General features: G+C 41.8%; 18 protein-coding genes. 3 read left to right on the top strand and 15 right to left on the bottom strand.

From position 1 onward, the window contains the following. The 11 genes from EZ437_RS13920 to EZ437_RS13875 form a co-directional block, all read right to left on the bottom strand. Entirely contained in the window at positions 1 to 3,288 is a 3,288-nt protein-coding gene (locus EZ437_RS13920) for a SusC/RagA family TonB-linked outer membrane protein (protein ID WP_165500424.1), read from the bottom strand. A gap of 339 nt (positions 3,289 to 3,627) precedes the next feature. Further along, complete coding sequence (locus EZ437_RS13915) at positions 3,628 to 4,773, bottom strand: FecR family protein (protein ID WP_131596667.1); 1,146 nt, start codon at positions 4,771 to 4,773, stop codon at positions 3,628 to 3,630. 48 nt (positions 4,774 to 4,821) lie between these two features. Further along, a complete protein-coding gene (locus EZ437_RS13910) occupies positions 4,822 to 5,403 on the bottom strand; it encodes an RNA polymerase sigma factor (RefSeq protein WP_131596666.1) in 582 nt (193 codons plus the stop codon). A gap of 114 nt (positions 5,404 to 5,517) precedes the next feature. After that, positions 5,518 to 8,199 (bottom strand): PQQ-dependent sugar dehydrogenase, encoded by a 2,682-nt coding sequence (locus EZ437_RS13905; protein WP_205942716.1) that lies wholly within the window; start codon positions 8,197 to 8,199, stop codon positions 5,518 to 5,520. A gap of 13 nt (positions 8,200 to 8,212) precedes the next feature. Next, a complete protein-coding gene (locus EZ437_RS13900; protein WP_131596665.1) occupies positions 8,213 to 9,088 on the bottom strand; it encodes a sugar phosphate isomerase/epimerase family protein in 876 nt (291 codons plus the stop codon). A gap of 247 nt (positions 9,089 to 9,335) precedes the next feature. Next, positions 9,336 to 9,680: a DUF6266 family protein gene (locus tag EZ437_RS13895; protein WP_262708923.1), complete on the bottom strand. Its 345-nt coding sequence runs from the start codon at positions 9,678 to 9,680 to the stop codon at positions 9,336 to 9,338. Between the two features lie 223 nt (positions 9,681 to 9,903). Further along, positions 9,904 to 10,236 carry a hypothetical protein gene (locus EZ437_RS13890; RefSeq protein ID WP_131596663.1) on the bottom strand — a complete coding sequence of 111 codons (333 nt, stop codon included), beginning with the start codon at positions 10,234 to 10,236 and terminating at the stop codon, positions 9,904 to 9,906. Between the two features lie 210 nt (positions 10,237 to 10,446). Then, positions 10,447 to 11,031, bottom strand: coding sequence for a chromate transporter (locus tag EZ437_RS13885; RefSeq protein ID WP_225869590.1), 585 nt, complete (start codon positions 11,029 to 11,031; stop codon positions 10,447 to 10,449). After that, positions 11,016 to 11,141, bottom strand: coding sequence for a chromate resistance protein ChrB domain-containing protein (locus tag EZ437_RS21750; RefSeq protein ID WP_205942726.1), 126 nt, complete (start codon positions 11,139 to 11,141; stop codon positions 11,016 to 11,018). Before EZ437_RS21750 ends, EZ437_RS13885 begins: the two co-directional genes overlap by 16 nt. Positions 11,142 to 11,203: 62 nt before the next feature. Next, a complete protein-coding gene (locus EZ437_RS13880) occupies positions 11,204 to 12,019 on the bottom strand; it encodes a DUF3658 domain-containing protein (RefSeq protein WP_131596662.1) in 816 nt (271 codons plus the stop codon). Next, complete coding sequence (locus tag EZ437_RS13875; RefSeq protein ID WP_131596661.1) at positions 12,009 to 12,446, bottom strand: hypothetical protein; 438 nt, start codon at positions 12,444 to 12,446, stop codon at positions 12,009 to 12,011. Before EZ437_RS13875 ends, EZ437_RS13880 begins: the two co-directional genes overlap by 11 nt. Before the next feature lie 430 nt (positions 12,447 to 12,876). On the opposite strand from EZ437_RS13875, the gene EZ437_RS13870 reads away from it, so the two are divergent. Beyond that, entirely contained in the window at positions 12,877 to 14,364 is a 1,488-nt protein-coding gene (locus EZ437_RS13870) for a hypothetical protein (RefSeq protein ID WP_131596660.1), read from the top strand. A gap of 16 nt (positions 14,365 to 14,380) precedes the next feature. Here EZ437_RS13870 and EZ437_RS13865 read toward each other — a convergent pair whose 3' ends face one another. Further along, positions 14,381 to 15,385 (bottom strand): nucleoside hydrolase, encoded by a 1,005-nt coding sequence (locus EZ437_RS13865; protein WP_131596659.1) that lies wholly within the window; start codon positions 15,383 to 15,385, stop codon positions 14,381 to 14,383. 170 nt (positions 15,386 to 15,555) lie between these two features. Between EZ437_RS13865 and EZ437_RS13860 the strand changes: the two genes are divergently transcribed. Further along, a complete protein-coding gene (locus tag EZ437_RS13860; protein WP_165500423.1) occupies positions 15,556 to 16,815 on the top strand; it encodes a glycosyltransferase in 1,260 nt (419 codons plus the stop codon). 150 nt (positions 16,816 to 16,965) lie between these two features. On the opposite strand, the gene EZ437_RS13855 is transcribed toward EZ437_RS13860, so the two are convergent. From EZ437_RS13855 to EZ437_RS13845, 3 genes are all read right to left on the bottom strand, one after another. Continuing rightward, the gene (locus tag EZ437_RS13855; protein WP_131596657.1) at positions 16,966 to 17,724 is read right to left on the bottom strand and encodes a LytR/AlgR family response regulator transcription factor; all 759 of its coding nucleotides are present in this window, start codon (positions 17,722 to 17,724) and stop codon (positions 16,966 to 16,968) included. After that, the gene (locus EZ437_RS13850) at positions 17,721 to 19,445 is read right to left on the bottom strand and encodes a sensor histidine kinase (protein WP_131596656.1); all 1,725 of its coding nucleotides are present in this window, start codon (positions 19,443 to 19,445) and stop codon (positions 17,721 to 17,723) included. Before EZ437_RS13850 ends, EZ437_RS13855 begins: the two co-directional genes overlap by 4 nt. Positions 19,446 to 19,676: 231 nt before the next feature. Continuing rightward, positions 19,677 to 20,174, bottom strand: a complete 498-nt coding sequence (locus EZ437_RS13845) for an integrase core domain-containing protein (protein WP_131596655.1) — start codon at positions 20,172 to 20,174, stop codon at positions 19,677 to 19,679. Between the two features lie 501 nt (positions 20,175 to 20,675). On the opposite strand from EZ437_RS13845, the gene EZ437_RS13840 reads away from it, so the two are divergent. Beyond that, a partial coding sequence (locus EZ437_RS13840) for a DUF6266 family protein (protein WP_225869589.1) occupies positions 20,676 to 20,879 on the top strand: 204 nt, incomplete at its 3' end.

The following is a 20,879-nucleotide window of genomic DNA, read 5'->3' as shown; positions in this document are numbered from 1 at the left end:
TTAAAGCGTAAAATTGAGGCCAAGGTTAAACACACGCAATGGAGGCATAGAATTCAGTGAATTGTTTTCCGGATCAAGGTCATGATACTTCGAAAAAGTCAATAGATTCTGTCCACTCAGTACCACACGCATATTGTTTACATTAATCCGTTTAAAGAATGAATTGGACAGGTCATAAGCGATGCTCACGTTTTGTAGACGCGAATAGATAATTCGTTCATAGGCACCTGAGCTTAACCTGAATGTATTTTGGCCTAGCAGACTGTTTAGGAAACTAGTAGTCGCCTTTGGTACATTCGTCACCTGCCCTGGAGTAGTCCAGCGGTCCAATGCCCATTCTGTAGTATTTTGATTGAGCGTGCCCGGAAGATACATTAACCTTCCCTGATAGTTGAAGCCCATTTTATTGATGAGGCTGAAAGTAAAGTCTACAGACAGTGATTTGTAGCTGATTGTATTGGAAATGCTGCCAAAGTATTTGGTGGCAACATCTACATTTCTGATCTTATCGGCTTCAGTAAGTCCAGTCAGATACGGTCCCTGTACTCCTGCGGCATTGATGAAATTGTATACCCCTGTTTCAGGGTTTACCCCTGCATAGTCAAATACCTTCATGTTTGTAAGTGATTTGCCCACAAGGTAATTGGAAACAGTCAGAATCTGGCCTTCCGGAAAAGCAACGAGTTTAGTCTGCGGCACAGTCATTACCGCAGTAGTAGTCCAGTTAAAATCCTTTCCTCTCAGATTGGAGCTGGTAAGGATTAGCTCCACACCCGTCGATTGTGTTTTGGCAGGCGAATTCTGGGCAATGGAAATAAATCCTGTAGTACTGGCTAGCGGCTGTTGTACCAATGACTCAGTAGTAGTATTTTTATAATAACCAGCATCAATGGTTAGCCTGTCTTTAAAAAAGCCCAGAATAATGCCAATATCGCGTTTATCGGTAGTTTCCCAGTGCAGGTCTGAGTTGGCCAGACCATTGTTGAGGAATGCCGTATTGCCCAGGTATGCGGTTGTGGTGGCATAAGTAGACAGGTAAAGATAATTAGGGATACCATCGCCGCCACTGGTCCCATAACTGCCCCTCAGCTTACCAAAGCTAAGGAAGGACAGGTTGTCTTTGATCCAATTCTCCTCAGTAAAAATGTAACCAAGGCCGACAGAACCAAAGAGCCCATAGCGATGTCCGGGGCCAAACCTGGTTGAACCATCATACCTGGTGCTTAGATTAAGTAAATACTTATTGTCCCAATTGTAATTGATACTACCAAAATAACCCTCGTACCTGAATACAAACTGGTTATAATTCTGCGTAAGCGTAGTACCTGCCGATGGATTGTTCAGCCTTGCATCAGCAACAAAGCCCGTACCCGTAATGGTGGTCTGGTTGTTCAGTTTATCTTGTAAAGTTGCCCCTGCTGTAATATTCAGCGTTCCTTTTGCAATTTTAGTTACATAATTGGCAAAGGGTTCAAAAGACCATGTCCGGATGTTATACGCATTATTCGCACTGTTGGTACTCTGCCCGTTATTTGCGCCTACCGGATTAAATACCGTGGTGGGAATAGCCCTCAGTTCGTTACCAGTAAGAAGATTGTATCCCAATACTGCCCGCAGCGTAAGTCCTTTAACTGGTTTATAGTTCAATGAAGTGCTTCCAAAGAGGTTATTGGTCAGCCCTTTATAGATTGCATTGATGTAGGCATATGGATTAGACCCAGACTCCCAGTTTAGCGAGCCATCAGGCAGGAAGAAAGAAGGTGCATTTGGTGCCCTGAAGATAGAAGCCTCACCAGTAAAATCATAGGGAACCATGGTATTTACAGTAGAACTGTAATAGCCGGAAAGGTCTATACTGAACTTTTTATTTGGCGTGGTATTGTTGATCTGAAACCTTAAAGATCCGTCCCTGTTATAGCCTTTGGCTTGCAGCACATTACCATGGTCATTATAACTTCCGCTCAGTGAGAAACTGGTCAGCTCCGTACCACCGCTATAGGTGGTATTTAAGCGGGTGGTAGCCGCTGTATGCCCGGTCAGTTCCTCAGACCAGTTGGTATACGCATCCTCAGGATAGGTTCCATTGAGATCCAGATCAGTAGCCGTTACCGTCAGTCCGTCATTGCTGATCGCTTCACGTCTTAGCATCAGGTAGTCCTCAGTTTTTAGCAGCTCTGGAAAAGAACCAGGTGTGGCTACACCACGGTTCAGGTTAACGTTTAGCTTAGGCTTTCCCTGTTTGCCCTTTTTGGTGGTAATGAGGATCACCCCATAAGCCCCTCTCGAGCCGTAAATGGAAGTTGCATCAGCATCTTTTAGAATGTCAATACTTTCAATATCAATAGGATTAATATAGTTCAGCGCGTTTCCGCCCTGTTGTGCCAGTGTACCTGAACCGCGGTTGTTTGACAAAGTAGGGAGACCGCCGGACATGCCATTCGGGTTGTTATTCAAACCACCTGCCGGGAAAGGGACACCATCTACTATGTACAGCGGATCAATGTTGTTCAATCCATTTAGTCCCCTTACACGAACCAGGAAAGACCCCCCTACCTGGCCTGTATTTTGTGAAATAGACAGCCCTGGAACCCTGTACTGCATTACCTGCAGGATATTTGGAACAGGGTTTTTCTCTATTTCACTGCTTTTAATGGTATAAGAATTCCCTGTATTTAATCTTTTTGTAGTAGAGCCATAGGCTAAAACCTGCACCTGGTCCAGAGCACTATTGGCTACTACGAGTTTAATAATTATGGGCGCTTTTAGTTCTGAAACGTTTATTTCCTGGGTGACATAGCCAACGTAGCTAAAGATCAGCACCGCCTCCGGATCGGTAATTACTGGTGTGGTAAACCGGCCTTCCACGTTGGTGGTGATTATCAGATTACTATCTTTTACTTTAACACCCACGCCAGCCAGTGGCTTATCATTTTCGTCCAGTACTATCCCAATGTAGATTCTTGGCTGTATTGAATTGCGGAATATGCCTATACTAACCTGTTGCTTGACTACTATGATATTATCATCAATTCTGTAGCTGAGCTTCTGGTCGGCCAGACATAATTCCATTACTGTTCTAAGATCAGCATCTTTAACATTGATGTTTATCTTTCCGGCATTCTTCATCGCCTGGTCAGAATAAAAGAAGTCATACCCTGTCTGTTTTCTGATCTCTTTAAAAACAGCAGTCAGTGATGCTTTATTCAAATTAATTGTCACGCGCTGCGCAAAGCTGCTGGCGCTTACCTGTAAAATTGCTGTCGTTAATAAGAAAATAATTAGTTTCATAACACGCAAAATTTGTGTGATACAGGCTATCCGCCTGTATAATTTTCTAGTATAAAAATTCATACATTTGTTTGAGTTTATTTCGCTATGCATTTACTGTACAACCAATTGGTGCATATCGAAAGGGTTCATTAATAAATTGTTAACTCAATCACCGGTCATATACCGGGATTAATGATGAGGCCTAAACTTTTAGCCGGGTTCCGACGCCATCGGAATCCGGCTTTTTTATAGCCTTTCTTACACTTGCGCCTTAAGGACTTTTGTGGTAGCTTTTTTTCATGTTGATTTAGTTAGTTGGTTTTAGTTTTTAATTGATATGTTGATTTTATTAGGATGCTAATTAATTACAGTGATGTTATTACCCTTTATTCTAAATCTGAACTGGGTGGTTAATTCCAGCATTTTAAGTACAGCCGACAGATTACGCGAGCGCGACACCGTACCGCTAAATGTTTCCTGTGGATTTGCAGCCTGCTGATAGTCGATCTCTACATCATACCACCTTGAAATCTTTCTCATGATCTCAGGAAGTGTCTGATTTTCAAATACGAAGTCCCCATTTTTCCAGGCAATGGCTTCTTCCGTATTTACTACTACTATGTTCAGGCGCTTATCAGCCAGCACTGATTGCTCACCTGGCTTTAAAATCCTGTCATTATTTATCTGCCCGTCTACCGCTATACGCACCAAACCTTCAAGCAGGGTAGTTTTTATCGCAGGCTCATCCGGGTAGCTGTTTACATTAAAATGCGTACCCAATACTTCTATCTGCTGGGCAGCTGTTTTTACCCTAAAAGGCATGGCTTTGTTGTGCACTACTTCAAAATACGCCTCACCAACTAAATCCACACTTCGCTCAGTGCCGGCAAACCTTACAGGATAAACCAGCTTAGAAGCCGCATTGATCCACACGCGAGAACCATCGGGAAGAATTACCGTGTACTGTCCACCTTTTGGAGTTTCAATCGTATTAAACACGAGCTTACCCGCAACATCTTTATCTGCAGTGTAGATCAGCTCTCCGTCTTTAGTTTTCGTAATGGTGATACCTGCCTGTTTCATCAGCTCACCATTGACCGCACTGTCCAGAAGAACCTTCTCACCATTAGACAAAGTCAATATTGCCTTATCGCCTCCCGGTGCAATGTCATTAGAAGCAGTGATCGCTTCACCTGTTTTTATTTCCTTCTGATAAAAGTAAAACCCAATCCCAATGCAGATCAGCAAAGATGCTGCTACGGCTAGTTTCCTTAACAATGGAATAATACGCGAAGGTAACTTCAATTCCGGATAAGCATCTTCCTGATAGACAGGAAGCCTGCTCCACACCGCATCACTGGCCTCAGTTATTTGTTCACTATCGACTTTTATACCTTCAGGTATCCATTGCAAGTACCAGTTTTCCAGCAATGCTATTTCCTCAGGTGTGCAATCGCCAGCATTGTATTTCTTAGTAAGGGCTATAATGTCAATGTTTTCCATAATAAAAGGGCTGGACTAACCGGCCTGTTTTATATAGACAGCAAAGACCTAGAGGTGGGGGTAGATAAAAATAAAATAAATAATAACGCCCAGTTTTCCGCGCAGGATCCTGAGGGCATTTTTCACCTGGGTCTTCACCGTCAGCTCTGATATCCCCAGTCGCTCTCCTATCTCTTTGTGACTAAGACCCTCTACCCGGCTTAGCAAAAATATTTCACGCATCTTCTCCGGCAATTCACCTATTTCCTTCTCAATTAACGCAGCCAGTTGCCGCTCCCTGGCCAGATGATCTGTAATGCATTCGCTGGGTTCAACTTTATCAGGCAGTTCGCTGATATATCTGGAGGCTACTTTCTGATGGGCAATGAAATTAAACACCCCATTTCTCACCGCAGTAAACAAGTAGTTAGACAGATTAGTTTTAGTCGTAAGCACCTCGCGTTTCAGCCACAGCGTAGCAAAAAGATCCTGGATCAGATCTCTGGCAGCCTCTTCATCCCTTAGTCTCTTTAAAGCATGCAGGTACAAAAGTGAAAAATAGCGGTTGTAGATTTCGGTATATGCCACCTTATCACCCGCTTTTAGCAGTGTGTAAAGCTCCAGATCCGCAAGTACATTGTATCCCGACATAAGTCTATTAATCCCATGTCAAAGATAATCTTTTTTTAGTATGTCACTATATGACAAAGGTATATACCTTGCACAAAGCAAAGTATATACCTTTTAATCTATTTGCAGTAAAAACTACTTATTGACCATGCTGATCGCTTTTATCTTTGCCTCAGCCTCTCCAAATACAAAGAAAACATGATGACGCCCACTGGTAGAAGTGATCTGTGCAGTAGCGTTTCCATTACCACCTGTACCGCTGGCTTTTCCTATCATAGTGCCATCCGGCGAACCGATCCGTACCTCAATAGAACCTAAAGGATTGTTGCCCGCCCCTGTAAACTCCATGCTCTTAATATCCGTCAGGTCTACATTGCTCAACTGCAGATAGGCACCCTTGCTTTTCGCAGTAGCTACCGATCTGTCGCCGTTAAACGCGATCTCGTTAGACTTAGCCGTTTCGTTTACCAATACCGTCGGATTGCGCAATACCACGATACTTTCGCCAAACTGTGCAGGAGCAAGCTTGGTTCCCTTATCCTGGTAGGCCGCTCTAAAGATAAAGCTTCCTTTATTCGTCTGCTCAGCCGGCAATTTGGTCATATAGCTACCCGTCACCGGCAGGCTTTTCTGCACCTGCGATTTATTGCTCAGGCTCAATATATATTTTACAATAGTATTCAGCTCAGCATTAGGCATCGTAGAGTGCGCAGGCATCATTGCATCGCCCCATACTCCCGAGCCACCTTCTTTTATCTTTTTAACCAAAGCAGCCTGTGCAGCATCGTTTCCTTTATATTTTAGTGCCACCTCTGTAAATGACGGGCCTAAAGATTTGGTATCCAAAGCATGGCAGGCATTACAATCGCTCTTGCCTATCAGCCCCTTTGCCACAGCATACTGTGCGCTGGCGTCAAAGGTCTTTTGCCTTTGTGCTACCACCGTCATGTCATACCCTTCAGAAAGGTAATTGATCGATACAGACACCTGCGATGGCGTGATGCGCTTGTTGGCCAGACTACCATCTTCCTTGTCCGATACACTCACCACATAGTCGATGGTATTATCAGGGAAATAATAGCTGCTATTGCCCCTGGTAAAAGCAAAACTCACTACCGGGACCGCATTACCCGCAGCGATCTCTACCGACTTGCTATTGGTTGCTCCCTTAGGATCAGTCACCGTCAATGTGGCTTTATACACACCAGACTGTGCCAGTATGATCTGAGGATTTGCTTTAGTACTGCTCTGAGTTACCACCCCGGCCTTAGTTATTTTCCAGGCATATTTCAGCACATCTCCATCAGCATCAGTGGTACCCTGAGAAGACAACAAAACCTTCAGCGGCAATGCACCTGCCGTCTTATCAGCAGCTACCTGTACTGTCGGCTTTCTGTTGCCCCCGTTGTATTCTATTTTTATCAGTTCAGCTTCAGGATTGTCCTTAAAGTAACCGTTACCATATTCCAGTACATACAAACTGCCATCCGGGCCAAACTTCATGTCTATCGGACCGCGCAGGGTCAGGTTGGGCAAGAAACGCTCCATCGATACATAGTTTCCCTGCTCGTCAAATGTCACAGACAGCAGCCAGCCACGCACCCAGTCAGTGATCAGCCATTTGCCTTCATAATAGGCAGGGAACAAGCCCTTCGCGTTCTTGAAATCACTTTTATGGAATATCGGACCACCTACTGCACTCCGGCCGCCGCTTCCCATTTCCGGAAACTGCTCGCTTGCTGCATAAGGATACCAGATAAAAGGATCTACCGTAGGCGGCAGCACATTCAGTCCTGTATTGTTAGGCGAATTATTCACAGGTTTCAAAGGATCATACCATGCACCCGATTCTTTGGTCGCAAAGTTATAATACCTGTATGCCTCTTTACCATTGAAATAAGGCCAGCCATAGTTGCCCGCTTTTTTGGCGATGTTAAACTCGTCATAAGACTTTGGCCCTCTCAGTTCAGATGAGTTAGAACCATCAGGCCCTACCTCACCCCAAAACAACCAGTTGGTTTTAGAATCGATCGTCAGCCTCCATGGGTTTCTGTTGCCCATCGTATAGATCTCCGGCTTCGTTTTAGGCGTTCCTTTCGGAAACAAATTGCCTTCCGGGATGGTATACGAACCATCCTTTTCAGGATGGATACGCAATATCTTGCCCCTCAGGTCATTCGTGTTACCAGACGATTTCTGCGCATCACGCGGACCCTCTCCCGGACGTTCATCTATCGGCGTAAAGCCATCAGATGACCTGGAGAAAGTATTATCGCCCGTGCTCAGTAGCAAGTTTTTGTCTTTATCAAACAACATACCCCCACCTACGTGGCAGCACTCCTCGCGCTGTACAGGCACATCCAGTATCTTTTTCTCTGTTGCCAGATTTAGTTTACCACCTGCCCAGGTAAAGCGCGACAGCCTGTTTACCGACTCAGTTTTAGGAGAATAGTAAATATAGATCCAGTGGTTTACCGCATAGTCCGGATCCAGGATTACGCCCTGCAGGCCATCCTCCCCTTCAGAATGCTCACCAGTTTTGCTCACATACTCGCGGCTTACGGAAAGTTCGGCCAATACTTCCATTTTATTCTTTGCCGGATCGTAGAGCTTCAGTTTACCTTTTCGCTCTGCGTACAGCACCTTGCCATCAGCCAGGATCTGAAACTGAATGGGCTCTTCCAGTTTTTGCTGAAGCACCACCTTGGTAAACCTGTTTTCATCAGGCTTGGCCGCCGTTTGTGCATTCCCTATAAATGCTGAAACCAATAACAGCGCTAGGGCCGTTACTGGTTTCAAAAATGATAATTTCATCATGTTATTCTTTTACTTATTTTCTCAACAACTCACGGAAATTCACCACACTTGCAGCTACATCCTGGCTATTGCTTTTCCAGTTGTACTCATACTCCGCAGAGATCATTCCTTTAAAATTCTGTCTCTTCATCTCAGCTATTACGCCAGCAATGTTGGATACACCTTCACCCCAATGCACATCATGGCCACCTTTGCCTTTTTCATGCAGGTCTTTCATATGTGAATGAAACACATGGCCTTCCAGTTTTTTCAAACATTCTACGGGGTCCAGACCAGAGCGTACCCAGTGGCCTATATCAGCACAAGCACCGATGCGGCTGCTTTGACCTTTGATGGCGTTCAATACCACATCAGGATTCCAGTAGTGAGATGGATCAGGGTGGTTATGGATAGCCATTCTGATATCATATTTATCACATAGTTTAGATATCAACGGCAAATCTTTTTCATTAGGCTCAGACGTGATCGTCTCTACACCCATTGCTTTACAAAATTCAAACAATTTAATCCAGCCAGCCTCATCACCAGCTCCGGTTACACCAAAAGCTTTCATTTGCACATTGCTTTCTTTTAATTTAGCTAACACTGCTTTCCTGGTAGCATCGTCCATATCCGGACCCATTTTGCCTGCTATACCACCACCGATGGTCTGTCCAGGGAATGCTTCTACAAAACGCAGGTCGCAACTGTCTATCTTCCTTACCGCATCAAAGAAAGTAAATTCTTTGAAGGTATAAGCCTGCGAGCCCAGTTTCCAGCCCAGTTTAGTTTCAGGATGGCCTGAAGCAGATTTGCCGCCCGGTTTGGTGCTCGAACAAGCATAAATACCCACCGCTACAAAAAGCGCCAGGCCTAGTTTAATTGTGTTTTTTTGATTGAAAAAGTTCATATTGTGTGTTAAATAAAGATTCACCCGTCTACGGTTTGGCCTAAAGGCGAGGTATATCTGGTTAATTTTTGTAAAGTTATTACTGCAATTTCTCGTATCAATAGACAATTGATTTAAAACGATGGACAAAAAGACCATAGTGTAAAAATTACATTATCTAATAAAAGTTGAAGATAGTAAAAAAACAAACACAATTATAAAAATGAAGAAACAGTACCATATAATGCAAAAATTTTACCAAACACTGCTATGCCAGCTTGTTCACACTACCTGTATACACGCTGTCTGCCACCTCATTATTACCTACCACTATAAACGAAAGATAAGTTTCCATGTATTCTCCTTTCAGATCCTGCGGAATGTACAGCAAGTCCACACCATCTTTCCTTTTAGCGCCAGCCAGGCAATACACTGCCCTGTTTAGCAATGGAAAATAAGCCAGCGTCATGGCTAGGTGTCCTTGCTCATTCCAGTCCAAATCCGCAGGTACATCCCAGGTAAATTTCAGCCCTTCGTTTTCAGCTGAAACCGCAGCACCCTCAGCCATAGCCAAAGTACCCTCCGCTACCCTTGCCTTAGTATAGTCCATCACAACATCCGGATATAAATTCCACCATTGGCCTAAAAAAAGCTACCACTACCGCCATTTCCATCCTGCATGCCAATTGCCTTACACTAGGCGGGGCGGTATTCTTGCCCGCTATTCTTATTATTTATCTAATCGCAGTAAACATCGACACCTTACTCTCGCCACCCGTAGAGGTCAGGCCTTTTTGAGTAGCAGTCACACCCCAGGCATACTTCTTACCTAATACCTAGCCTGGCGATGCTGCACTACGAGGAAGCACAACAAGCAGTTCTTTTAAGCTGTCTTTTTCAAAGTGGGGTTTATTACTTCTATAAGCCTGTTCCGGAGACTGATCTGCTGTTATTTCAACGATCTTGATTTTGTGCATTATCTGGACACTATTATCTGAAGACGAGGAAAACCAGGTAAATGGAACTTCACTGCCTGTTTGAACGGTAGCACCATCAACCGGCGAGGTAAGCATCACCTTCAATGTCGATGTATTGCTATTTTCATCTTTTGTTTTTTTGCATGCAGATATAGCAAATACCAGCACAAACAAGATCGTTAGTGTCCTCATTTTCTTTTTGTTTAATGAATGCTTATCAATAATAACTAATTCTAACTCAATATCCTAATGCTCATTCTCTCCTCAGCGAAGATTTCAAATACCTCCATTTACCCCCACACTATAGAGTATCGCAGATTGAATTATTTATTTTTTTTGTCTATCACTGTCACTTAATATAGTTGACGGTACGGCTTTTAACAATTCTTGTGGAAGATTAAATCAGAAATTCTTTATAAGAATACCGATGACCGCAGCCAATAGAATAATCTGCGGTTCTTTGATTTTTTTGATATAAATCAGTGTCAGGCCAGCACTTATTGCGATGATGAAAGTAGGGATGTCCACAATCGCCCTGCTTGCTATGATGACTACCGCCCCTACCAGGGCGCCAACAACCACCGCGGTAATCCCGTTTACAAATTCCTTAATACTGGCATTCTTTGCTATTTTTTTGAAAGATGGGGCCAATGCCACTGTAAAAAGATAGCAGGGTAAAAAGGTTGCGAAAGCGGCTACGCAAGCGCCTGGAAAACCCGCAACTAAATAACCGATGAAAGCGACTGTGATCACCACCGGACCGGGTGTAATCATGACAACAGCCACAGCATCTACAAACTCCTGTTCATTAAGCCAGCCATACTGGTCAACAGTATATAAGGCATCGTAAATAACCATACCGGCTTTTAACAATTCCTGATCGTCTTTGATGTTGTGCGCCATTCCTGCTGCAATAGCCCATAGCCCCGAAGCCTGACTGGCGAGGCCGTGTTGATCTGTATCTGCACCTCTTACAATTGGCGCCATGAATCAAAAGGCACATAAAAAAACTTCGCTTCCGCATCAATGAAATTCGTGATTAGCCAAGGACAGGCAATGCGGTCTATCTTTGGTCTTTCGCGGGTGATCCAGTTCATAATTCAAAACTAATTAAAGTTTCCTCTTTCAATTCTATATTTAATCTAGCCACTGTACCCGCTTATGCTTTTACCTCATAATCCCTCAATCCTTTAAGTTCGCCTTTGTAAGCAACTCTATTACTTTTTGCGAGTTCCTTTAATCGCCAATTCAAAAACCCATCACCAACTTGAAAATTGATAGCCATCAGAGTATATCCTACAGTTAGGGCTGATGGTTTAAATTCAGTGTTGCAATGTTCTATCAAAATCTGATCGAAATAGCTAACCTGCTCCTCTTTGAGCGTAAAATCATCCTGAAGTATCCTCAATTCACCTTTACAGTCCAGAAGGTATTTTCCGATCATTTTAAAACTGGAATATTCTTCTGGTGTCAAAGGATGAAAGTTATCAATGAGTTGTGCAACTTGAGTTACTTTTACACAATGTAATAGATTTATAAAATTATCTCTTTCACTAAATGATGGAAGTTGAGCGCCAGGAAAATCCACCTTTAAAATGTTAGGCAAATTATTTGGCAGGTAATTTATTAATCTACCTGTTGCTGCTATTTCAGCACCATCCATACCGGTCCATAGGTAAATTTTGTTACCCGCCAGAGCATAATTAATTATGGTAGAAATGGAATGTAAATCCTCCTCTACAATGTAAAGAACTCTCTCTTCATATGGATTCAGATAACCGCCGTAAACATCCCACAACCACTCAGTTCTCAGTTCTTGTTCTTCTTTCGACGAATTCAAACCGCAGACTGGACCTATATTTTGACAATCCCGAAAGACAACAATTTCTGAATTTTCAGGATTAAGAACCTTACTTCGTATTAGTGTGTTTCCGGCAGATTCATTGAAAACTACATGAATGTCTTTATTTATCATGGATAATAATCTGTTGTTGAGCAAGTTGATATTGATTTCTACTCCTCATAAATAGAAAGTAGACTAGGAAAAATAATATCTCAGAAAAATTCAATGTCCTGGTCGCTTCAGGATTAAAATAGATAAACGGATGAATGGCAGCTACAATATATAGGAAAGTACTTGCAGCCGCGTCAATTAAGCCTAGCTTATATGCCCAAATCTCCCCTTTTAAAAGACCATAGCTTACTAGTCCTTTCATCAACCAGAAAGAAACAATTAACATTCCAAGTGGAGATAGCAAATTATTAGTTTTGAAACTAGACCAACTAAATTCCACTTCATTAAAAAAACTATAACCAACTGTGACGAAAAACATTCCGCTCCAAATCAAACAAATCCAGGCTAGAAATTTAACGAAAGACGGAACTGCAGGGAAAAGCTTCATATAAAAAATTTTATGAACATACTATTATTTCTGCTATTTCCAGCGATCTTCACAATCGCATTTACAGATTGTTATTGATAACCTTGGTTTTTTAGGATTGCACATTTTGAAGTCAAAAATTGCAATCATTTAAATGTAGCTAGTTTAAGGCTATCAGGCGGAAACTTTGGCCCAGTAAAGATTACTCCGTATATAACTAAATAATTAGTTATATTAGGTTCACAGATAAGAATGGTAGTAACATGACTAAGTTAATCTCTCAAAAAAAACCTCCCCTATTAAAATAGTGTGTGCACTGTTCTTGGTTTCATTCCTCTGTCAGGTTGGATGCACAACGTTCAAGTATAGTGAAGGAGGTAGAGTTGAAAGTACGTATCGCAACTACTATTTTAATGATAGTCTTCGTGTAGGAGCAGTTGTTTATGGTGATATGAACCTGGACATAGGCGATCAGAAAAGAAGTTTGGCAATTAAAATGACGCCCTTCTGTAAAAAAGTGCTTCGAAGGTTCGGTCTTATGAAGTCCCAACCACTCCTATTCACAAGCATGTCTAAAAAATATAATATCGTAGGGTCGATTCGGAATGCTGATGACATTAAGCTAAATGAATATAAAAATGTCCTGGATCGTAAGGTATATTATTTAATGAAATCGATAGTTTATAGAGGAGTAGAAGCTACTGAGGGATTGATCCGTCTGGATACTAATAGGTTTTTATCAATCATTGATTACGGCGAATCCGAAAGAGAGAATGCAAAAGAGGGCTTTCACACTATCATGATAAACAGTGTTCGAAGAATCAGAAGCGGAGAAAGCATGGTGCCAGTTTTGAATCCATTTGAAGATGCTGAAGAGCTATTCGAGAACCATGGTTATCTTGCACCATATATATTACCCATTGGTGGAAATAAGTATAAAGAACAAAGCTTACTAACCCAGGCCTTGGCCACTTACTACTCATTTAGCGGCACTCAAGATTCGGTTAGTAAGGCGGAAAAATCATTCATTGGCTTCAATAATGAAACAATTGCCGTTAAAAATTTGCTTCCCGCAACCGCCGAAATACTTAATCAAACGCATGATAAAGAAGTAGTGATGTTTAACACAGCTCATCATAGACCTGAACATGCTTATTTCGTCGGTCAGCTGCTTCATAGACTTCGTGATCAGGGATTCACACACTTGGCGCTTGAGGCACTAGGAGATTCTTCAAACGTAATGAAAAGAGGCTTTGCAACGCTTGACGATGGATTTTATGTGCGAGATCCCGTAATGGCAAACCTTATCAATCACGCCATTGCATTGGGATTTCAGGTTATCGGTTATGAAAGCAGTTCGGTTGATAGGGAACAGGGGCAGGCTAAGAACCTTGCAGATCAGACGTTAAAATTAAAGAAAGGCCACAGATTGATTGTCTTAGCGGGATATGCCCATATTGATGAAACAATGAGACCGAAACGGATGGCCGCTTTTTTTCACGAAATAACTGGCATAAACCCATTTACAATAGATCAGACAAAACTTATGACCAGTGTTTGTAACGATCTGGAAGTTGATAATCGGCAAGACGTTTACATATATACAAATAAGGACTCAACAACCGGCACTGACCTTCAGCTATGGAACAACATAAATATGCCGGATAAGCCTGTTGGTTTCAAAAGGAACCAAATACCAATAGAAACCAATATCGGGTTACCAGATTCTTTAAGAGTAACTGACAGCCTAATTGCGATATCAGTCTTCAATCAAGTTGATTATCTCAAGAATCAAAATGCCATTCCGATATATGTGACAGTTCTACGGTCTAAAGGCAAAGACCATAAGATATGCCTCTATCCCGGAAAATACCTGATACAATATTCAGGTAAAAATAAGGAACTGACCTACAGCAAGGAACTGATAATTCCAGATTAGCCGTGCTGAGAATTTTTTATTTAGGCCCCTCCACCATCAGATCCTCAATGGCTTTTGCGATCGTGTTATAAGGATATTTATGACTCAGGAAGTAATGTTTAGCACCTCCATCGGCATCCCAGGTATTTGCACCCTGTCGATCAGCAACAAACTTGCCTGGACCATGTACATAAAAATACCTTTCCGGATCCCTCACTGCGCACAATACTGCTGTTTGGTCCCAGGAAGGTCTGTTCGCCTGAACTTGCTTATCGTAAGTCTTCAGATTGTAACTGTACGCCCAAGCCACAGGATTTCTGTAGGCATCACCCTGAGCTGCTCTTGCACCTGTTAAGATATGCTGACCAATTTCGAATCCACTAAAAAGGATAGGTCTTGGCCATTTAGCAAAAGCCTCGAAAGATGCTGCAGCGTCCTGGTCTACATTAAATTCCTTTCCCTGAGGAAAAGCGCCTGCCATAGCAACCCAATTCTTTACTTTCTTTCTAACCAGTTCAGTTCCCGATAATTTCGAAAACTGGTCTGGTCCGGATTTCAATAAAGCGCTTATATTAGAAACAAAACCAACTGTGACTATTGTAACACTATTATCCGCCTGCTTTGCCAATACTTGCCGGTATACAGTCACAGCCGGAAGATAATCGCGGGTATACTGCTTATTAAAGAATCGCGTAATCAAAGAATCATTCCAGTTATTTGATGCAGTAAAACTGGGCGCATTAGCCGGTGCCGATCCTACCGGTATTTCAGGCCGTCCAAAATATTGGTTAAACAAGGCAATGGTTGGCGCTATTGACGGATGTGCATCGCTGGCCAGTGTAGCCAAAATTTCGCACTCACCTTTATTTGCCAATGCATGCAAAACTGCAATAGCACCGACATCATCATAGTCCGGACCCATGTCAGTATCAAAAATAATCAATGCTTTTTTTTGTTGTGGCTTTAATTCATACATTGACCAGCTACCAGTCAACAACATAGCTAAGCCCAATAATGGATAAAAAATCTTAAACCTCTTCATGCAATTGAATATGAGAATTTTTCTCGATTAATAATCATTTTAAGGACAACAATTTTAAAAATCGAAAACGGATTTACATCACCATTTGCACAGCGGCTTCGTAAGTCTTTTAGCAATTTCTAAAAAAATTCTTTCATTAAACGGTACTTTTGTGAATAATCATATCACAATTGAATATAGGAATTTTCACTTACGGAACGAGGGGCGACGTACAGCCTTATATTGCTTTAGCATTGGGACTTATGGACAAGGGGCACCAGGTAACTATAGCAGCTCCTGAAAATTTTGCAGTATTTGTTGAAGGTTTCGGTATCGCTTTTCACCCGCTTTATGGGAATGCGGAAGAAGGGATGAATTCTCCGTTAGGAGAAAGCGTGCTGCAAGCCGGAAACACCCTTAAACTGATGAAATATTTTTTTAAAGTGCTTCACGATATAAAAGTCCCGTTGCGGAAAAGCTATCTGGATGGATTTGATAAGGTTGATTTTATCATAGCGAATGCTGCAACGCTTGTAATTACGAGCGCAATTGCCGAAAAACAAAATAAAAAACTTGTGCTCAGCTATTTTATGCCACCCGTTGTATCCACCGCCGAATTCCCATTGGCTGATTTTGATTTTTTCAATTTCTCCTGGTATAATAAGCTCACTTATAAATTAGCACATACCTTTTACTGGAAATTTGTTAAGGAAGAGACTAATGAATTCAGGCAACAATTAGGACTACCTGTGCTAAAAGAAAACCTTCTTTATCACATCGGCAAACAAAAACCTTTGGTTGTAAATAGCATAAGCCCAACACTGTTTCCTCGGCCAAACGATTGGGAAGAAAACCATAAAATAACAGGCGTTTTAACAATTCCAAACAAGTACAGGGAAAATCATCCATTTGATGAAATTCCCAAAGCGTTAAGTAACTGGTTAGCCGAGGGCGAAAAACCGGTGTACATGGGATTTGGCAGTAACGGCGTGGGCAACTTAAAAAAAATTACAGCTATAATAAACGATATTTTAACAAAAACCAACCAACGGATTTTATTTTGCACCGGCTGGTCGGTGTTTGAAAATTTGCCGGCACATAAAAACCTGTTTGTAACAAAATATGTAAATCACGAAGCTATTTTACCCAAATGTAAAGTAGGGATATTTCATGGTGGTGCGGGCACACTGGCAACTATGCTAAGGAACAATCTGCCAATAGTTATTATTTCATTTTATACGGACCAGCCAACCTGGGGGAAAATTGTAGAACGAATGAATTTGGGCGTTCATATCCCGATCAAAAAGCTTAATGCTCATAGACTGATTTCAGCGCTAACAAAGGTTCAAACAAATGAAATAAGGGATAATGTAGCAATTACTGGCCGACAAATAAGAAATGAGAACGGGCTTGAAAACGCAATAAAGGAAATTGAAAACTACTTTAGTTAATCCCTCAATGCGGCAATTCTTGCTTCCAGGCTACTGAAAGTCACCATGAGGAGATTATCTCCAAATCTTCGTTTTTTGATACAATAATTAAATCTTCCTCATGTCAGATTAGGGATGAAAGGTTGGGGTTAGTAGTGATTGCCGAAATCTTTAATTTCCCACGGCACTGAGACGTGCTTTCACCATTTCCCTGTTCTGCCTGGAAATGGGAACCTTTTGAAGGTTTTCCAATAACAGTGAACCTCCATCCTCTTTCAAATAGCTTTTTATACAATTCATATTGACTAGATGAGATTGATGAGTACGGATAAAATCATGAGGTTTTAGCAGATCTGCAAACTCCTTTAGCGTTTTACAGACCAATACCTGTTCTTTGTTTTGCAAATGGAAAGTCGTGTAGTTGTTGGTAGCCTCGCAACGGACGACGTCACTGATCCTGACATACATAGTTTCCTTTAATGTAGGCAGGGCGATCTTAGCCCCCCCCTTTTGCCCTGCTTTCAGGTACTCGAGCAGGTTGTCTATGTTTCTGCTTTGTTTGCTGAGCTCTATTCTCTGTTTCGCCTTTTCAATGGCGACTTGAAACTCTTCAATGTTGATGGGTTTGAGCAGGTAATCCAGTGCTGAAAACTTGATGGCCTGAATGCCGTATTTGTCGTAGGCAGTAATGAATATGACTTCAAAGTTGACTTTGGGCAATGCTGAAAGCAAATCAAAGCCGGATTTCTCCGGCATTTGAATGTCTAAAAAAACCAGATCTGGCTCGTGTTGCCGAATAAGCTTCGCGCCCTCATCTGCATTATCTGCCGTACCTGCTACAAATACATCTGCACTGTACTTATCGATAATGAGTTGCAGATTCTCTATATTATTAGGTTCGTCGTCTATGATTAAGGCTTTAATCTTCATGATATCCAGTTTGATAAGCGTATAGTAACCAATGTACCAGTATTGCCCGGCTTGAGGTGTAAAGATAGTGGTTGTTCTTTATACAATTGATTTAGTAGCGTGATCCGTTCTTCACTGAGTTTTAATCCATATCCCATGTTATCTTCTTTTTCGCTAAATCCTTTGCCGTTGTCCTCAATGATCAACAGCAAATCATTGCTATCAGCCATCATTTTTATGGACAGTGTACCCAGTTCTTTTAGGCCGGATATGCCATGTTTCACGGCATTCTCCACAAATGGCTGCAGAAGCATGGCCGGGATTTCTATATTGGCCTGATTGAGGTTTTCATCGACCAGGATCTCATATTTAAAATTGAACCTGAGCTGTTCCATTTGCAGGTAGTCGTTCAGGAGCTTGACTTCTTCATCAAGGCTGATCAGCTCTTCATTGTTGCTGTCTAGCACCTGACGGGTTAAGCCGGCAAATTTAGAAAGGTAAAAATTGGCTTCCTCGATGTTGTTTTTATTGATCAGGTTTTGGATGGAGGTTAGTGCATTGAACATGAAATGTGGGTTGAGCTGACTGCGGATGGATTTTAGTTTGAGGCTTGCCAGTTGTTTTTCCTGCGCTGATTTTTGTAGCCTTTCTTTGCTGCGTTTATGATACCGGAGGAAGATTATCCCGCCAATGATGAGGATAACTACTGCGATAATGATGACTACTTCAATGTGTGGTTTCTTAAATTTATAGGGCCGGGGCAATACTTCAAATGGAATACGAAGTGCCTCCTTTTCTGGCAGGGGGTCATAATCGTCCATGCGATTTACTATGATCTCGTATTTACCGGGGTAATCGAAATGATTGTACTGGATGGTTTTAGAATTCTCTAACATCTCCAATTCAAGAAAACCTAAATCTGTTTTCTCGTTCTTATCGTCAATGCGACGAAGAGCGATGGAGAAAGGGAGGCCGAAGTGATCGTTGAAAAACAACTGTAAATGTTCCAGGTCCCCCTGCGTAAACTTGAAATCACTGGGGATATTTGTTCTGGGATTGAATTTTTTTGCAAATTCGGAGCCCTTAAGGCTGCCATATTCTAACCGGCCTTTTCTTCTGGCAAAAATGGCAATTTGCTGAAGAGCAGGTTTTAAGTTAGTCCGCCAGTCGAAAATAATTCCATCCCTAATATTAAAATTTCTTTTGTTTCTCACCTCAACAAGTATAAGTTTTCCTGGAGCTTGGAATCGGCCGATAAAGCCATATGGTTGTTTAGCACCATATTTTTGCTCTAAAGCTGGGATTTTAGACCAAGGAACAAGTTCGGTGCTATCATTCTCGACAACCCGATAAAGGTAGTCCGCTATGTTGTTCTTATTAATACCCATAGCTATAACGACTCCCGCTGATCCATCTGAGATGAAATAACTCGAATAAGTTTTGGAAAGAGACTTTATAGGTGAGGGTATGTTTAATGGCCTATTTGGACTTAATTTCACGCCAAGCATAATGGGACTATTTGGCGTTTTATAATCAGGTTTCACATTCAGCCACTGCAATGCCTGGTAAATGGCAGTATCAGGTATATGAACTGTTGATATGCCATTGAGTTCACCATAAAAGACACCGTTATATTGGAAATTAAAGATATTAGTTTGTTTATCGGTAGACTGCCCAAGGGAGCTCATAGGACACCAGATACCCAGGGTAAGATAAAATAAAAGTAAAGCACAATTTTTCATGATGTTTAAGTATAAGGGTTTATTATTACACCACAAACATGTAGACTAATTGAATTCAATAAAATCGCCATTTAGTATCTGGGAGATTTGACTTAGAATCCGTCGCTAGAGCTGTGTTTGGTGCTGAAACTTTTCGGGACATTGGATTTTTTTGCCATTAGCTCTTGCTATTAATAAGAACTCATAAAAATCTACTGAACGAAATCGACGACCTATCGGTGTAATCTTCCCTTAACGAACTACGTTCAAAACTAAAGAATTACAATTCATATTGCTATTATTATCTTGTTGTAATGTGGGAAACTGGCGCTGGTTCAGCGCTGGGAGTTTTCCATATTTCAATAAGAATTCTACAGGTGTCAGATATCCCAGAGCAGCGTGGGGCCTTTCGTTGTTGTACATCCAGGCCCAGGCCTGCGCATACTTTCTTAATTCAGCCAGACTGTCGAACATATAGCTGTCCAGTACATCCTGTCTGAAGGTTCTGTTAAAACGTTCAATCAGGCTATTCTGTGTGGGCTTACCTGGTTGAATATAGTGCCAGCTAATCCCGTTATTTTCACAACACTCCGAGATAGCGGCAGATATAAATTCCGGACCGTTATCAGAACGGATCGTATCCGGCCTACCCTGCCAGTCTACCAGCATCTCCAGTTCCCGTATCACCCGCTGTGAGGGCAAACTGGTATCTACCGTTACTACTCGGGTGAAGGAGTAAAACTCATTCAGAGCCTTGCTATATACCTATATGGCAAGGATATGCCGGAGCACTTATTCATAAAAAAGCGCCTCTGGATGTTAAGATGCCTCATCCAGATTGACCGAATGTAAATACCTATAAATAAAAATCAATGCATTTGCCCAGTTCTTTTCGCGACTGAAATCCAGATGTCAAGAAACAGAAACAAGCAGCTAAACAATTGATTTTCAGTAACTAATCCAATAAAAACGACATAAAGTACAAAATGCGACATAAAGTACTAATTGCGACATAATGCGACATAACACGACATAATGCGACATCGCCTATTTTTTTTCCCATTACATTTACTTCTGAAGACTAAAAGCTTACCGACTGCTACCTTATTGGTAACGGTGCAGTAACGGTACAGCAACGGTGCAGGAACGGTACAGTAACGGTAGAAGGCATCTGCCAAACATTTTTGAAGCAAAAATATTAAAATTAAGAGTAGTAATTAACAAGAACTCAGAAACAAAAAAAAAGAACATATGGCAATTTTAAAAGGCGGAATCCTTGGTGGATTTACAGGAAAAATCGGGGATGTAATCGGTTACATCCGATTTGGGAAATCTTACATTAAGATGAAATCCAAAAAGAAAAAAAAGAAGGCTTCGGACAAGCAGGTCGAGGCAAGAAAGAGAATGTCGGTAGCAGTCAAATTTATCAACACGGCAAAAACGTTTGTGGCGATA

The organism is Pedobacter psychroterrae (genome assembly GCF_004331695.1).
Lineage (GTDB): Bacteria > Bacteroidota > Bacteroidia > Sphingobacteriales > Sphingobacteriaceae > Pedobacter > Pedobacter psychroterrae.
Note: the sequence above shows the minus strand (reverse complement) of the source record. Positions and strands in the feature narration are given on the sequence as shown.

Bases quoted from the DNA above. Each gene is read 5' to 3' on its own strand.
- EZ437_RS13890 (WP_131596663.1), bottom strand. From the start codon at position 10,236: ATGAGGACACTAACGATCTTGTTTGTGCTGGTATTTGCTATATCTGCA.
- EZ437_RS13920 (WP_165500424.1), bottom strand. From the start codon at position 3,288: ATGAAACTAATTATTTTCTTATTAACGACAGCAATTTTACAGGTAAGC.
- EZ437_RS13910 (WP_131596666.1), bottom strand. From the start codon at position 5,403: ATGTCGGGATACAATGTACTTGCGGATCTGGAGCTTTACACACTGCTA.
- EZ437_RS13915 (WP_131596667.1), bottom strand. From the start codon at position 4,773: ATGGAAAACATTGACATTATAGCCCTTACTAAGAAATACAATGCTGGC.
- EZ437_RS13865 (WP_131596659.1), bottom strand. From the start codon at position 15,385: ATGAAGAGGTTTAAGATTTTTTATCCATTATTGGGCTTAGCTATGTTG.
- EZ437_RS13875 (WP_131596661.1), bottom strand. From the start codon at position 12,446: ATGAAGCTTTTCCCTGCAGTTCCGTCTTTCGTTAAATTTCTAGCCTGG.
- EZ437_RS13880 (WP_131596662.1), bottom strand. From the start codon at position 12,019: ATGATAAATAAAGACATTCATGTAGTTTTCAATGAATCTGCCGGAAAC.
- EZ437_RS21750 (WP_205942726.1), bottom strand. From the start codon at position 11,141: ATGAACTGGATCACCCGCGAAAGACCAAAGATAGACCGCATTGCCTGT.
- EZ437_RS13885 (WP_225869590.1), bottom strand. From the start codon at position 11,031: ATGGCGCCAATTGTAAGAGGTGCAGATACAGATCAACACGGCCTCGCC.
- EZ437_RS13855 (WP_131596657.1), bottom strand. From the start codon at position 17,724: ATGAAGATTAAAGCCTTAATCATAGACGACGAACCTAATAATATAGAG.
- EZ437_RS13870 (WP_131596660.1), top strand. From the start codon at position 12,877: ATGAACCTGGACATAGGCGATCAGAAAAGAAGTTTGGCAATTAAAATG.
- EZ437_RS13905 (WP_205942716.1), bottom strand. From the start codon at position 8,199: ATGATGAAATTATCATTTTTGAAACCAGTAACGGCCCTAGCGCTGTTA.
- EZ437_RS13900 (WP_131596665.1), bottom strand. From the start codon at position 9,088: ATGAACTTTTTCAATCAAAAAAACACAATTAAACTAGGCCTGGCGCTT.
- EZ437_RS13850 (WP_131596656.1), bottom strand. From the start codon at position 19,445: ATGAAAAATTGTGCTTTACTTTTATTTTATCTTACCCTGGGTATCTGG.